The 13,494-nt window shown below is 71.0% G+C and carries 12 protein-coding genes; 8 read left to right on the forward strand and 4 right to left on the reverse strand.

Annotated features, from left to right (window positions below; translation table 11 throughout):
- Together NMN56_RS34760 and NMN56_RS34765 are read left to right on the forward strand one after the other, a co-directional pair.
- Window positions 1-545 (forward strand): tetratricopeptide repeat protein (locus tag NMN56_RS34760; protein ID WP_283742537.1); only part of this gene is annotated, 545 nt, incomplete at its 5' end.
- 312 nt (window positions 546-857) lie between these two features.
- Entirely contained in the window at window positions 858-2,066 is a 1,209-nt protein-coding gene (locus NMN56_RS34765; RefSeq protein WP_274039953.1) for a sensor histidine kinase, read from the forward strand.
- A gap of 148 nt (window positions 2,067-2,214) precedes the next feature.
- Here NMN56_RS34765 and NMN56_RS34770 read toward each other — a convergent pair whose 3' ends face one another.
- Entirely contained in the window at window positions 2,215-2,574 is a 360-nt protein-coding gene (locus NMN56_RS34770; protein ID WP_274039435.1) for an arsenate reductase family protein, read from the reverse strand.
- A gap of 53 nt (window positions 2,575-2,627) precedes the next feature.
- Window positions 2,628-3,524, reverse strand: coding sequence for a LysR family transcriptional regulator (locus NMN56_RS34775; protein WP_274039434.1), 897 nt, complete (start codon window positions 3,522-3,524; stop codon window positions 2,628-2,630).
- 92 nt (window positions 3,525-3,616) lie between these two features.
- On the opposite strand from NMN56_RS34775, the gene NMN56_RS34780 reads away from it, so the two are divergent.
- Window positions 3,617-5,161, forward strand: a complete 1,545-nt coding sequence (locus tag NMN56_RS34780; protein ID WP_274039433.1) for an MFS transporter — start codon at window positions 3,617-3,619, stop codon at window positions 5,159-5,161.
- Here the strand turns inward: NMN56_RS34780 and NMN56_RS34785 are convergent.
- Window positions 5,147-6,889, reverse strand: coding sequence for an NsdA family TPR-like regulatory protein (locus NMN56_RS34785; protein ID WP_430542790.1), 1,743 nt, complete (start codon window positions 6,887-6,889; stop codon window positions 5,147-5,149). The two genes, NMN56_RS34780 and NMN56_RS34785, sit on opposite strands and share 15 nt — an antisense overlap.
- Before the next feature lie 835 nt (window positions 6,890-7,724).
- On the opposite strand from NMN56_RS34785, the gene lipB reads away from it, so the two are divergent.
- The 4 genes from lipB to NMN56_RS34805 all read left to right on the forward strand — a co-directional run bounded on the left by lipB (window position 7,725) and on the right by NMN56_RS34805 (window position 10,864).
- Window positions 7,725-8,567: a lipoyl(octanoyl) transferase LipB gene (lipB, locus tag NMN56_RS34790; RefSeq protein WP_274039432.1), complete on the forward strand. Its 843-nt coding sequence runs from the start codon at window positions 7,725-7,727 to the stop codon at window positions 8,565-8,567.
- Between the two features lie 95 nt (window positions 8,568-8,662).
- Entirely contained in the window at window positions 8,663-9,607 is a 945-nt protein-coding gene (gene lipA / locus NMN56_RS34795) for a lipoyl synthase (RefSeq protein WP_274039431.1), read from the forward strand.
- A 166-nt stretch (window positions 9,608-9,773) separates the two neighbouring features.
- Window positions 9,774-9,962 (forward strand): hypothetical protein, encoded by a 189-nt coding sequence (locus tag NMN56_RS34800; RefSeq protein WP_274039430.1) that lies wholly within the window; start codon window positions 9,774-9,776, stop codon window positions 9,960-9,962.
- A 212-nt stretch (window positions 9,963-10,174) separates the two neighbouring features.
- Window positions 10,175-10,864 carry a DUF4191 domain-containing protein gene (locus NMN56_RS34805; protein ID WP_274039429.1) on the forward strand — a complete coding sequence of 230 codons (690 nt, stop codon included), beginning with the start codon at window positions 10,175-10,177 and terminating at the stop codon, window positions 10,862-10,864.
- 127 nt (window positions 10,865-10,991) lie between these two features.
- Here the strand turns inward: NMN56_RS34805 and NMN56_RS34810 are convergent, their stop codons facing one another.
- Window positions 10,992-11,465 (reverse strand): RDD family protein, encoded by a 474-nt coding sequence (locus NMN56_RS34810; RefSeq protein WP_274039428.1) that lies wholly within the window; start codon window positions 11,463-11,465, stop codon window positions 10,992-10,994.
- A 323-nt stretch (window positions 11,466-11,788) separates the two neighbouring features.
- Between NMN56_RS34810 and glnA the strand changes: the two genes are divergently transcribed.
- The gene (glnA, locus tag NMN56_RS34815) at window positions 11,789-13,204 is read left to right on the forward strand and encodes a type I glutamate--ammonia ligase (RefSeq protein ID WP_274039427.1); all 1,416 of its coding nucleotides are present in this window, start codon (window positions 11,789-11,791) and stop codon (window positions 13,202-13,204) included.
- Window positions 13,205-13,494 lie beyond the last annotated feature (290 nt).

A 13,494-nucleotide genomic window follows, 5' to 3' on the forward strand; every position in this document is an offset into this window, starting at 1 on the left:
CCACCGGGCAGGACCCCGAACCGGACCCCGACCGGCGACCCGATCCGGACCTTGACCGGACCCAGGGCTCCGAACCAGCCCCCGCCCCAGGACCCACCCCCGAACCCGCGGCACCGCACCATCCCGGCTCGCCCGGCTCGCTCACCCTCGCCCGCGCACTGCTGGGGGACGGCAAGTACGAGCAGGCCATCCGCGCCTCCCACCTCGCATGGCGCGAGGCACCCGACCGGCCCGATGTCTTCCTCGAAATGATCGACATCCACTGCGAGGCCGCCATGGCCGACCACAGCCCGGCGCACTTCCCCGACGCCGAGCGCTGGCTCAAGTGCGCCAACTCCCACGACCCCAGCAACCCCAAGGTCCGCGACCACCTGGCCGAGCGCAGCTACATCCAGGCCGCCGAACTCGCCCGCCAGGGACACACACGCCAAGCGCTGAAGACCCTCGCGAAAGCCCTCGAATGGTCCCCTGACCACCCCGCTTCCCGCGCGCTCCACCACCGCCTCACCAAGGACACGGCACGCCCCAAGCGCGGTAAACAGTGAGGTCGGGGTGGTGCTAGGTGCACCCCGGAGCCGGTGGCTCAGGCCAGTGCCCCGGTGCGGGTGCACGGCGCAGAATGGGAGCGTGCCCGGGGAGCGGGTGCGCCGAACACGAGCGGGAGCACCGGGGTGAAGGGCATGAACGGTCCATTGAAGAGCGAGGTGAGAAGCGAGGGCGCCGCGAGCACGGGCGGTACGGGCGGTACGGGCACGAACACGGCGACGCCGGGCGCACCGCGGCCACCGGCAGGACCCCGCAGGCCCTACGTAGTGGTGTCGCTGCTCAGCGGCGTACGCGGCCTCGGACTCGTCTTCATGTCGATCGGCGCCTCGATGGCCCTGTTCGTCCTGACGCTGGTCTCCCTCGTGCTGATGGCACTCGGGGTCGGCGTCTTCACGACTCCCTGGCTCCTCGGCCTCGTACGGACGCACGCCAACCAGCGCCGCATGCTGGCCCACGACTGGGCCGGCGTCGAGATCATGGAGCCCTACCGGCCGCTCCCGACGAACCCGGTGGGTGTGGCGGGGCACGTCGAGCGCTGCCTGATGATGCTCAAGGACCCTGCCACCTGGCGGGACTTCCTGTGGCTGATCGTCGACGGCATCGCCGGTTTCCTCCTGGCACTCTTCCCGCCCGCGCTGCTGTTCTACGGCATCGAGGGCTGGCTCCTCTTCCTCGGCCTGTGGCGCGCGGTGGCGGGCGGCTACTGGTACGGGTTCATCCACATCGAGCACTTCTCCGACGGTGTGCAGAGCGCCGCGCTCGGCACCGTCATCCTCGGCATCGCGCTCGCGGCCAACCCGCACATCCTGCGGGGCCACTTCGTCCTCGCCCGTTCCTTCCTCGCGCCCACCCGCGGCGCGCTCCTGGCCGAGCGCGTCGAGCGGCTCTACGAGACACGGCACGACGCGGTGGACACCTCGGCGGCCGAACTGCGCCGTATCGAACGCGATCTGCACGACGGCGCGCAGGCCAGGCTGGTGGCGATGGGCATGGACCTGGGCACCATCGAGGCCCTCATCGAACACGACCCCGCCAAGGCCAAGCAGCTCATCAGCCAGGCCCGCCAGAACTCGGCCGAGGCGCTGACGGAACTGCGGGACCTCGTACGCGGCATCCATCCCCCCGTACTCGCCGAACGCGGCCTGGGCGACGCCGCCGAGGCGCTCGCGCTGCGCATGTCCGTACCCGTAGAGGTCGACATCGAACTGCCCGGCCGCTTCTCCGAACCCGTCGAGTCCGCCGCCTACTTCGCGATCAGCGAGGTCCTCACCAACGCGGCCAAGCACGCGGACGCCGACCGCGTCTGGCTCGACATCCACCACACGTTCGACGCCGGCGGCATGCTCCGCATCAGCGTCACCGACGACGGCCACGGCGGCGCCGACCTCCGCAAGGGCTCAGGCATGGCCGGCATCGAACGCCGACTCGGCCAATTCGACGGCGTCCTGGCCGTCAGCAGCCCCCCAGGCGGCCCCACCATGGTCACCATGGAAATCCCAGCCCACCCCCTGACCCCCTGACGGCCCCCGCACAGGGCGCCCCGAAGGGGCGCGGGCCTGTCACATATGCGGCTCCGCCGCGCGAGCGCGCCAAGCCACAAACACAGCGGCAGCCCGCAACGCACAAACAGGGGCACGTCTCTCACGCACCGGGCAGCAGGGGGGAGCCCTAACGCCCCAACACACCCCGCACGGCATCATCGGTACGAGCCACGACCGCCGACCCATCATCGGCAGTGATGATCGGCCGCTGAATCAACTTCGGATGAGCCACCAAAGCCGCGATCCACTGATCGCGGCTATCCGCATCGCGCCCCCACTCCGCCACTCCCAACTCCCGCGCCACCGCCTCCCCGGTACGCGTGATGTCCCACGGCTCCAACCCCAGCCGCGCGAGCACATCCCGCAGCTCCGCCGCGTCCGGCGGGTCCTCCAGATACCTGCGCACCGTGTACTCCGCGCCCTCCTCAGCAAGCAGCTTCACCGCGCTACGGCACTTCGAACAGGCCGGATTCACCCAGATCTCCATGCGCACACCGTAACGCCGGCCCCTCGGCGCCCCGCGGGGGAACGGCGCGACCGTCAGCCGGTCGCCCACCGCTGCCGGGCCAGCGCCGCCAACTCCCGTACCGCACGCGTGGGACGCCGGCCCCTGTGCCGTACGAAGTAGACGTCCAGCACCGGTTCGCACGCCCACGGCAGCGCCGTCAGCTCGCCGCGCGTGATCTCCTCGTCCACCGAGCCCGCGGGGGCGAGCCCGACCCCGAGCCCGGCGGCCACGCACCGCCGCAGCGCCTCCAGGCTGAAGAACTCCACCGTCGGCGGGCGCAGTCCCGCCCTGCTCAGCTCCCGTTCCATCGCCGTGCGCTGTGCGCACCCCGGCTCCAGCAACAGCACGGTCTCGTGCGCCAGATCGGCCGTCTCCACCCGGGTGCGGGCGCCGAGCCTGTGCCCGGGCGCCGCGATCAGCCGCAGCGGTTCACGCAGCAGCCGTTCGGCGTGCACGCCCGGCTCGCGCACCGCCTCCTCCTGGAGGAAACCGGCGTCGATGGTGCCCTCGGCGAGCCCGTCCAGCAGCGGTCCGCGCGGCGCGGGCTGGAACGCCAGGCGCAGCAGCGGAAACCGCTCACGTACGGCGCGCAGTACCGGCGGCAGATGGTGCGCGCACAGGCTCTCGGGTGCCGCGATCCGCAGCGTGCCCCGTACCTGTTCGGGGTCCTCGCCCGCGCCCCGTACCGCCTCACGCGCCTGCTCGGCCTGGCCCAGCAGTACCCGCGCGTGCGCGCACAGCTCCCGCCCGGAGTCCGTGAGCACCACCCTGCGCCCCAGCCGCTCGAACAGCGCCACCCCCAACTCGGCCTCCAGCGCCTTCACATGCGCGGTCACGCTGGACTGCACAAAGCCCAACTCGCGTGCCGCGCGCGTGAAATGGAGGTGCCGGGCGACGACGACGAACGTCTCAAGCTGCTTCAGCTCCATGCCCTGAGTCTAGGAACGCATCGAGGATGCCGATCAGACATATCGGAAACCTTCGTTGGACGCGATGAGTCCGGCCCACCTACAACTCGTACATGCGCACCTCATGTCTTCGCGGTCCCCGCAGCACAGCGGGCCGCTCAGCTCGCGGGCCCGCGCCCCGCACCGGCCTCGCGGGGCGGGACTTCCTGCTGCTGCTCGCCGCCACGGCCGCCGTCTTCGGCAACTCCGCACCGCTCCTGTCCGTCGTACCGCTCTGGGCCGAACACGGCGGCAGCGGACACGGCGGCGCCGGTGCGACGACCGCGCTCACCATGGGCACCACCGTCGCGGCGCAGCTCGCCATGGGCCGTGTGCTGCGCCGCTTCCCCGCCCGCCACGCGCTCACCGCAGGGGCGCTGACCATGGGTCTGCCCGCCTTTGCCTACGTGGTCTCACCGGCGCTGCCCCTCACGCTGGCCGTCTCCGCCGTACGCGGCATCGGCTTCGGCATGGTCACCGTCGCCGGCAGCGCGCTCGTGGCCGAACTGGTGCCGCCCGCACAGCGGGGGAGGGCCGTCGGCTGGTACGGCGTCGCGGTCGGCCTCCCCGCCGTCGTCCTGCTGCCCGTTGCCGTGTGGTGTGCGACGGAGTTCGGCTTCGTGCCCGTCTTCCTGACCACCGCGGCACTCGGCGTGCTGGCGGCCCCGCTCAGCGCCGCCGTCGGCCACCGCACCGCCCCCGCCCACGACGCGGCAACCGGTCACGACACCGCCGGCCACCGCACCGCCGGTCACCCCACCGAAGCCGCGCCCCACGAGAACGGAACCCCCGGCACGCGCCCCGACTTCCGTACGCTCGCGACCCCCTGGCTGCTGCTGTTCGTCTCCGTATGCGCGCTCGGCAGCCTCATGTCGTTCCTGCCGCTCGCGCTCACCGCGCCCGGCGCGGCACCCGCCGCGCTCCTCACGATCTCCACGGCGCTGATCGCGGGCCGCTGGGCGGCGGGGGAGTGGAGCGACAGGCGCGGCAGCGCCGGAAGGCTCGCCGCGCCCTCGGCGCTGGCCTGCGCGCTCGGTACGGCCGGCTTCGCCGCGACCGGCACCCTCTCGGGAGCCGCTGCGTTCCCCGCGGGCATCGCGGCGGGCCTCGTCTTCGGCCTGGGCATGGGCGCCCTGCAGAACGACACCCTGGTGGCGATGTTCCACCGCGCGGGGCCCGCACGTCACGGCGCCGTCAGCGCGGCCTGGAACATCGGCTACGACGGCGGTTTCGGCGCCGGAGCCCTGCTCACCGGAGCGCTCGCGCAAACCCTCGCGCTCGCCCTCCCCACCGCGTTCCTCGTCCTTGCCACAGCCCTCGCCGCCGTACTGCTGGCGACGACGACCCGGGCGACGACCCGGCTGACGGCCCCGACGACGACCCGGCTGACGACCCGGCTGACGACCCGGATACGGGGACCGCGCGGCGGGGCTCGTAAGAACGCGCCAGGCATCGCCCGTAAGCACGCAACAGGCAGCCGCAGCGCGACGGGCGACGCCGACAACACGGGCGACGCCGACAACAGGGGCGGCAGGGAACGCCCGAGCCGCCCCAGCCACGCGGAGGGCTCGGGCGGCTCACAGGACGAGGCGTCGCGCGCGGCGTCACACGAGGGTTGAGACCTTCTCGCGGTACTGCCGTACCGCGGCGGCGTCCCGATAGGGCTCAAGCCGCCGCTCGAAGTCCCGCACATACTCGTGCGCCCGCACCGACCGCATCTCGGCCGCCTGGTGCGCTGCCTCGACACCGAGCGCACACGCCTGCTCGATCTCACCGAGCCCCAGCCGCGCCGAGGCCAGCACCACCCGGCAGAACAGCCTGCTGCGCGCGAACCCCGCCGCCCGTAGCTGGAGCGAACGCTCCGCGTGCTGCGCCGCGGCGCGGTACTGCTGGAGGTCACGGTGGCAGTGCCCGAACTCGTCCGCGAGCTGCGCCTCGTCGAAGAACCGTGCCCACTGCGGCACGTCCTCGCCGGGCCGTGCCGTCTCCAGCGCGCGCTCGGCCCGCGCCATCGAAGCCGTGCAGGCCCGCACCTCGCCGAGCACCCCGTGCCCCCTCGCCTCCGCCGCGTGCAGCAGCGCCTGGACGACGGGGGTGGCCGAGGCGCCCACGCCCTGCTGCGCCACCCGCGCCAGCTGGACGGCCTCCCTGCCGTGCCCGAGATAGACGGCCTGCCTGCTCATGGTCACCAGCACATAGCTGCCGAAGGCGCGGTCGCCCGCCGCCTGGGTGAGCCGCAGCGCCTGCACGAAGTAGCGCTGCGCGAGCCCGTGCGCGGCGATGTCGTACGACGTCCAGCCCGCCAGCCGCGTCAGGTCGGCGGCTGCCCCGAACAGGCGCCTGCCCAACTGCTCGCCGTAGACGCCCCGCAGCATCGGCTCGGCCTCGTGCTCCAGATACCGCACCAGCGCCTGCCGCGCGTGCCCGCCGCCGTAGGCGTGGTCGAGCGCTCTGAACAGTTCGCACACCGAGCGCAGCGCCGCCACGTCACCGCCGGAAACCCGCTGCCCCGGGCCGCGTTCGATGCGGTCGAGCCGTGCCGCCGACAGCGGTGCGCGTGCCACGGCGCCGGGCACCCGGGTCTGCGAGGGCACCCGTACCCCGCCGCCGTGCACCAGCGCGGGGCCCGAGCTGTGCCCCGCGGCGAGCGCGGCACTGTGTCCGGGGCCGTGCTGCCCGTGCCCATGGCCGTGCCCGTGTCCCGCCACGGGCCCCTGCTGAACGGGCAGCGCATGGCCCCCCGGCCCGTGCTGGCTGTGCTGGCCGGGATGCCCGTGCTGGCCGTGCTGGCCGTGCTGTGCGGGCGCCGCTGTGCCGGGGGCGCCGCCGGTTCCCTCGGGTTCGGGACCGCGCGCCACCCGTTCGTCGGCGCGGCCGATGAGCCAGTCCCGGCTGGGCACCACGAGCCCCGCGGGCGTGAACGCGATCTTCCGCAGTTCGGCGTGGCTCCCCGAGTCCTTGCGCCACAGCCCGCTGACGATGTCCACCGCCTCTGCGGGCGTCGCGGCGAACTCCAGCCCCGCGTACACCGGGGCACACGCGTCCAGGCCGAGATCCTGTGCGGTCAGCCGCCTTCCGAGGCGGCGGGTGAACACTTCGGCGATCAGCGCGGGCGTCGTGCCTCTTGGCTGTTGCCCGCGCAGCCAGCGGGTCACGGATGTCTTGTCGTAGCGCAGGTCGAGACCGTGCTCCAGGCCGAGCTGGTCCACCCGCCTGGCGAGGCCCGCATTGGAGAAGCCCGCCTCGGCGATCAGCGCGGCGAGCTGGCGGTTGGGGATGCGCTGCTGTGATGACTGGGTCGGCGAGTTCACAGTAGTGACAGCGCTCCCAGGTCGTTCCATCGTCATCGGAGTCCTTGCGTGGGAACGCCCGGCATGGGCCGGGGGAGGGAACGGATCATCGGCCGTGCGACGTGGAGTGCCAGGGCGCCCGGGAGAGAGCCCCTGCCGGGCTGTCGGCGCGGACGTGGCCGTCCGTTCGGTGCGGGAGAACGGGATACGGGTACCGGCGGCGCCGGACCCCGCCGGAACGGAAGCCGAGGCCGTGGAGCGCGTAGCCTCCCCGGCCGCGGGGAGGAACGTAGGGGTGGACAGGGCCCCGGGCGTGCACAGGGCCGGGGGCGCGGACGGGGACACCACAGGGAGGAACGGGTCCGGTGCCGAGCGGTGTCCCCGCGACACCGCGAGGGACACCTCTCCGCTCCCACGTGGCCGGAAGACAGGCACGGGCTCCGGGCCCGTGCGGCGTGCCGTGTCGGTGGTCGCCTTCCAGCGCTCCTCCTCCGTCGAGGGACTGGCGGGCCTTCCGTTCCCCGGGGAACGTAGCCACCTGGTCACCTCCCTGTTGTCGTGGCGATCTGTTGTCGTGGCGATGGGTCGTACTGGCGGCGGCGCCCGTGCGTCGGGCCGGAGGCCCTGCCCGGGGAGCCTTGGACAGGTGATCCCGCTACCAGGTTCTCGGTCTCCTGGCCCGCAATACGGCGAGGCCAGATGTCCTGCTGGAACGGCGCGAATGTAACGGGCCTTCGCACATCGTTCGCCCCCTTCGTCGCGTATTCATCCGTACGTGTGAGGAGGCAGCCACGTGCCGGACGCACACACCCCGCCCGTAGAGTGGCGGTGGGCGGGACCGCGGCACGACGCGGCACGGCCCGCGACAGCGCGTGTACGGAGGAGGAACGGCATGGGGCAACTCCCGGCCAACGGCCGGCCCGGCGACGAACTGCGCTTCGTCCACCTGGGGTTCGGAGCCGAAGCCGTCGAGTACCAGCAGGCGTGGCAGGAGCAGCGACGGGTGCACGCGGCGCGCTTCGCCGACGAGATCCCGGACACCTGTCTGCTGCTGGAGCATCCCCCCGTGTACACGGCCGGACGGCGCACCGAGGACAGCGAGCGCCCGCTTGACGGCACACCCGTCGTGGACGTCGACAGGGGCGGCAAGATCACCTGGCACGGCCCGGGACAGCTCATCGGCTATCCCATCCTCAAGCTGCCCCGCCCGGTCGATGTCGTCGCGCACGTCCGCCGCCTCGAAGAGGCCATGATCCGAGCCTGCGCCGAACTCGGCCTGGAGACCACACGCGTCGAGGGCCGCAGCGGGGTGTGGGTACTGGGCGACCCCGAAGGCGGGGCACCCGTGTCCGCGCCCGGCCTCGACCTCGACCTGGCCCCGCGGGTCGCGGGCGGCGGGGGCGGCGCAGGCGACGGGGACGAGCTGTACGACGCCCGGCTGCGCGGCCCCGAGTACGCGCCGTCCAACGCGGGCCAGCGCGGTGAGGACCGCAAGCTCGCGCAGATCGGCATCCGCGTCGCCAAGGGCGTCACCATGCACGGCTTCTCGCTCAACTGCGACCCGGACAACACCTGGTTCGACAAGATCGTCCCCTGCGGCATTCGCGACGCGGGCGTCACCTCGCTCTCCAACGAGCTGGGCAGGAATGTTCCGGTCGCCGAGGTGATTCCCCTCATGGAGAAGCACTTGCGTGAGGTCCTGGGGACGGCCGTCCCCGTCCCCCGCGCGGTCTGACCCGGATCTGACCCTGTCCGACCCGGTGAATGTCCTTAATGCAAAGGCGTAGGCTGGCCTACGCCGACGATTCGAAAGTACGTAGGGAGCCGGACGTGTCCGCTGTCGCACCCGACGGTCGCAAGATGCTCCGCCTGGAGGTCCGCAACAGCCAGACCCCCATCGAGCGCAAGCCCGAGTGGATCAAGACCCGGGCGAAAATGGGCCCCGAGTACAACGCCCTGCAGAACCTGGTCAAGAGCGAAGGTCTGCACACGGTCTGCCAGGAGGCGGGCTGTCCGAACATCTTCGAGTGCTGGGAAGACCGCGAGGCGACCTTCCTGATCGGCGGCGAGCAGTGCACCCGCCGCTGCGACTTCTGCCTGATCGACACGGGCAAGCCCCAGCCCCTCGACCGCGACGAGCCCCGCCGTGTCGCCGAGTCCGTCCGCACCATGGAACTGCGGTACGCGACCATCACCGGCGTCGCGCGCGACGACCTGGACGACGGCGGCGCCTGGCTCTACGCGGAGACGGTCCGCCAGATCCACGAGATGGTGCCCGGCACCGGGGTCGAGCTGCTCATCCCCGACTTCAACGCCAAGCCCGAGGCGCTCGCCGAGGTCTTCTCCTCCCGCCCCGAGGTACTGGCCCACAACATCGAGACGGTCCCGCGCATCTTCAAGCGCATCCGTCCGGGCTTCACCTACGAGCGCTCCCTTGAGGTCCTCACCCGCGCCCGCGAGGCCGGTCTCGTCGTCAAGTCCAACCTGATCCTCGGTCTCGGCGAGACCCGCGAGGAGATCAGCCAGGCCCTGCGCGACATGCACGAGGCGGGCGCCGAGCTGATGACGATCACCCAGTACCTGCGCCCGACCTCCCGCCACCACCCGGTGGAGCGCTGGGTCAAGCCGCAGGAGTTCGTCGAGCTGAAGCAGGAGGCCGACGAGATCGGCTACGCCGGCACGATGTCGGGCCCGCTCGTCCGCTCCTCGTACCGCGCGGGCCGCCTCTACAAGCAGGCGATCGAGGCCCGCGAGGGCGCCACCACAGCCGCCTGAGGACTGTGCGGCGCAAAAGGCATATGTGGCACATGCGGCGAAGCGGAGAGTGAGCTTCGCCGCATAGCCTTTCGCGGACTTTGACCCTCCGGTCACTCCCTGGTAACACCGATCCGTGACCCTGAAATCACGCACCGCTCACGGCTTACCGACGGAGGAGATCACCGTGCGGCCCACTCTCCGCGCCCTCGCAGGACTGGAACACCTCCTGCTCGGCAACGGCCACCGCACCGCACGCCGCAACGCGTGGACGGCGGTCCTCGAAGACCGCAGCCGGGCCCGCGCCCGCACCGAAGCCGAACACGTCCTGACCACGATGACCCCACTCCCCGAATCACGCCCCTCAGGCGCCTGACTCTCACCGGCGCCTGACTCCCCTGGGCGGGGGGCGCCTCTCGGGAGCGAGGGGGAGCCGCGAGGCTCCCGGTCCGCGAGGTACGTACGGGGGCACGGCGTACCCGGCGCCGGAGGACAGGGGACGGCACCCCACCAGGGCCCGGGCAACCGTGCGACAGCGACCCCCGGCCCGGGCGCCAAGCGCCGCTGGCGCACCGTAAACTTCCTCCCATGGCGAGGAAGGACAACACCGAGAACCCTGGGCGGCTCAAGCAGATCGCTCAGACGTACAAGATGACCCGGCGCGTAGACCGGAAGATCGGTTGGATCCTGGCCGGCGTGGGGCTTGTCACCTTCGGTGTACTCCTCGCGATCGGCTATCTGATCGGCCACCCCGTCTACGTCGGCATCCTTGGCGTACTGCTGGCAGTGCTCGCGTGCGCGATCGTCTTCGGACGCCGCGCGGAACGGGCCGCCTTCGGGCAGATGGAGGGGCAGCCGGGTGCGGCAGCCGCCGTGCTGGAGAACTTCAAGCGCGGCTGGCACTTCACCCCGGCCGTGGCCATGAACCGTAACCAGGACGTCGTGCACCGCGCCGTCGGCAAGGCGGGCATCGTCCTGGTGGCGGAGGGCAACCCGAACCGGCTGCGCAGCCTGCTGGCGTCCGAGAAGAAGAAGATGTCACGCATCGTCGGCGACGTACCGGTCTACGACATGATCGTCGGCAACGACGAGGGACAGGTGCCGCTCAAGAAGCTCCGCACGAAGATGCTGAAGCTGCCCCGCGTGCTCCAGGGCCCGCAGGTCACACAGATCAACGACCGTCTCCGCGCGCTCGGCGACCTCATGAGCAACATGCCGGTACCCAAGGGCCCGATGCCCAAGGGCATGAAGCTCCCGAAGGGCCCGAACGGCCGCTGACCACAGACGGGGCCGCTGACCACAGACGGTGGGGCTGACCGCAGACGGGTGGGCGCGGGCTACGACATATGTAGCCCGCGCCCACCCGTCTGTGTACCGAACAGGCCCGTCTGCGTACCGGACAGGCTCAGACCCGCACCTGAACGGCGCCGGAGAGCTGATCGTGCAGCCCCCGGTTGTCGCGGTCCCAGATGAGCGCCGGAACGGCGAGCCCGAGCAGCACCGTGCGGACCAGCACGCGCCATAGCGGCAGCCTGCCGAGGTTGTTGAGGGAGACGACGCGCAGCCCGAGCAGCCGCTTGCCGGGAGTGGAGCCGACCGTTCCGACGGTCAGCAGGCTCACCACGAGGAAGACGACGAGCGCCCAGTTGCTGGTGGTGTGCAACTCGCGGCCCGACAGCAGCCCGAAGGCGATGACGGACGAGTACGCCCAGTCGATGAAGAGCGCCCCGAGGCGGCGCCCGGGTGAGGCGAGGGACCCGGGACCCTCCTCGGGGAGACCGAGCCGCTTGCCGCGGTAGCCGACGTCGGCAATGCCCATGTCCTCGGCGGCGGCGCGAGGGCCGGAGAGCCACGATCCGATTACTTCCCTGTTGTCCACCCGTCAACGGTATCGAACGGTAAGGCGCCAGAGGATCGGGGTGCCCGCCGCTCGCCCCGGCGTCCAGCCGCACCGGCATCCAGTTTCAGCCGCAAGTGCAACCAGCACAGACCATCCAGCACACGCCACCCAGCGCCGCCCGAGCCCGCCGCACTGCCGTGGGCCGAGGCCGACCGCTCGGCCTCGCTGGTTAACTTCGGCGAAACAATTGGGTCACGCTGGAGAAATGGCCCCTGCCTATGGTCGGTCTGCAGGCACGCCACCGCTCTGGCCCGTGCCCCGGAGCAACCCCGTCCCGACGCGGCGGGACTAGGAGGAGTTGGATGTTCCAGAACGCCGACGAGGTCAAGAAGTACATCGCGGACAACGACGTCAAGTTCATCGACGTCCGCTTCTGCGACCTGCCGGGCGTGATGCAGCACTTCGCTGTTCCGGCATCCTCCTTCGACCCGGCCGAGAGCCTGATGTTCGACGGTTCGTCGATCCGCGGTTTCCAGGCGATCCACGAGTCCGACATGGCGCTGGTGCCCGACCTGAGCACCGCCCGTCTGGACCCCTTCCGCGAGGAGAAGCACCTCAACATCAACTTCTTCATCCACGACCCGATCACCGGCGAGCAGTACAGCCGTGACCCGCGGAACGTGGCGAAGAAGGCCGAGGCGTACCTCGCTTCCTCCGGCATCGCGGACACCGCCTTCTTCGGCCCCGAGGCCGAGTTCTACGTTTTCGACAGCGCCCGCTTCGAGACCAAGGCGAACGGCGCGTTCTACGAGATCGACTCCGAGGCCGGCGCCTGGAACACCGGCGCCCTGGAGGACGGCGGCAACCGCGGCTACAAGGTCCGCTACAAGGGCGGCTACTTCCCCGCCCCGCCGGTCGACCACTTCGCCGACCTCCGCGCCGAGATGTCCCTGGAACTGGGCCGCGCCGGACTTCAGGTCGAACGCCAGCACCACGAGGTCGGCACCGCGGGCCAGGCGGAGATCAACTACAAGTTCAACACGCTGCTGGCCGCCGCCGACGACCTGATGCTCTTCAAGTACATCGTGAAGAACACGGCCTGGCGCAACGGCAAGACCGCCACATTCATGCCCAAGCCGATCTTCGGCGACAACGGCTCCGGCATGCACGTACACCAGTCCCTGTGGACCGGCGGCGAGCCCCTCTTCTACGACGAGCAGGGCTACGCGGGCCTCTCGGACACCGCTCGCTACTACATCGGCGGCATCCTGCGCCACGCCCCGTCCCTGCTGGCCTTCACCAACCCCACGGTGAACTCGTACCACCGCCTGGTCCCCGGCTTCGAGGCCCCGGTCAACCTGGTCTACTCCCAGCGCAACCGTTCCGCCGCGATGCGCATCCCGATCACGGGCGCCAACCCGAAGGCGAAGCGCGTCGAGTTCCGCGCCCCTGACCCCTCCTCGAACCCGTACCTCGCCTTCTCCGCCCTCCTCCTGGCCGGCCTCGACGGCGTCAAGAACAAGATCGAACCCGCCGAGCCCATCGACAAGGACCTCTACGAACTCGCCCCCGAAGAGCACGCGAGCGTCCCCCAGGTCCCCACGTCCCTCCCGGCCGTCCTCGAAGCCCTGGAGTCCGACAACGAGTACCTCCAGGCCGGCGGCGTCTTCACCTCCGACCTGATCGAAACCTGGATCGACTACAAGCGCACCCAGGAAATCGCCCCGATGCAACTGCGGCCTCACCCGCATGAGTTCGAGATGTACTTCGACATTTAAAGGACCGTACGTCGGAGCAGGGCGCTGCTCCGACTGGTGCGTACATGGCCGTGGGCCGCACTTCCCCGGAAGGGAAGGGCGGCCCATAGTCGTTGCGGTGGTGTGTCGTAGGCACAGGCCCTGCGAGGTCAGTCAGAGGGACCGAAGAGTGCTCACACCTGTTCAGTTGGGCCCGGCCGAGAGCCGACTGCGCGACGCCGTTCAAGTGTGCAGGGAGCTCGACCTATGCGTTAGCGACGATGCCCTCGACGATCCGGCAGGAGACCAAAGTTGGGGGCAAGAGGGGTAGG

Source organism: Streptomyces iconiensis, from assembly GCF_028657195.3.
GTDB classification, from domain to species: domain Bacteria; phylum Actinomycetota; class Actinomycetes; order Streptomycetales; family Streptomycetaceae; genus Streptomyces; species Streptomyces iconiensis.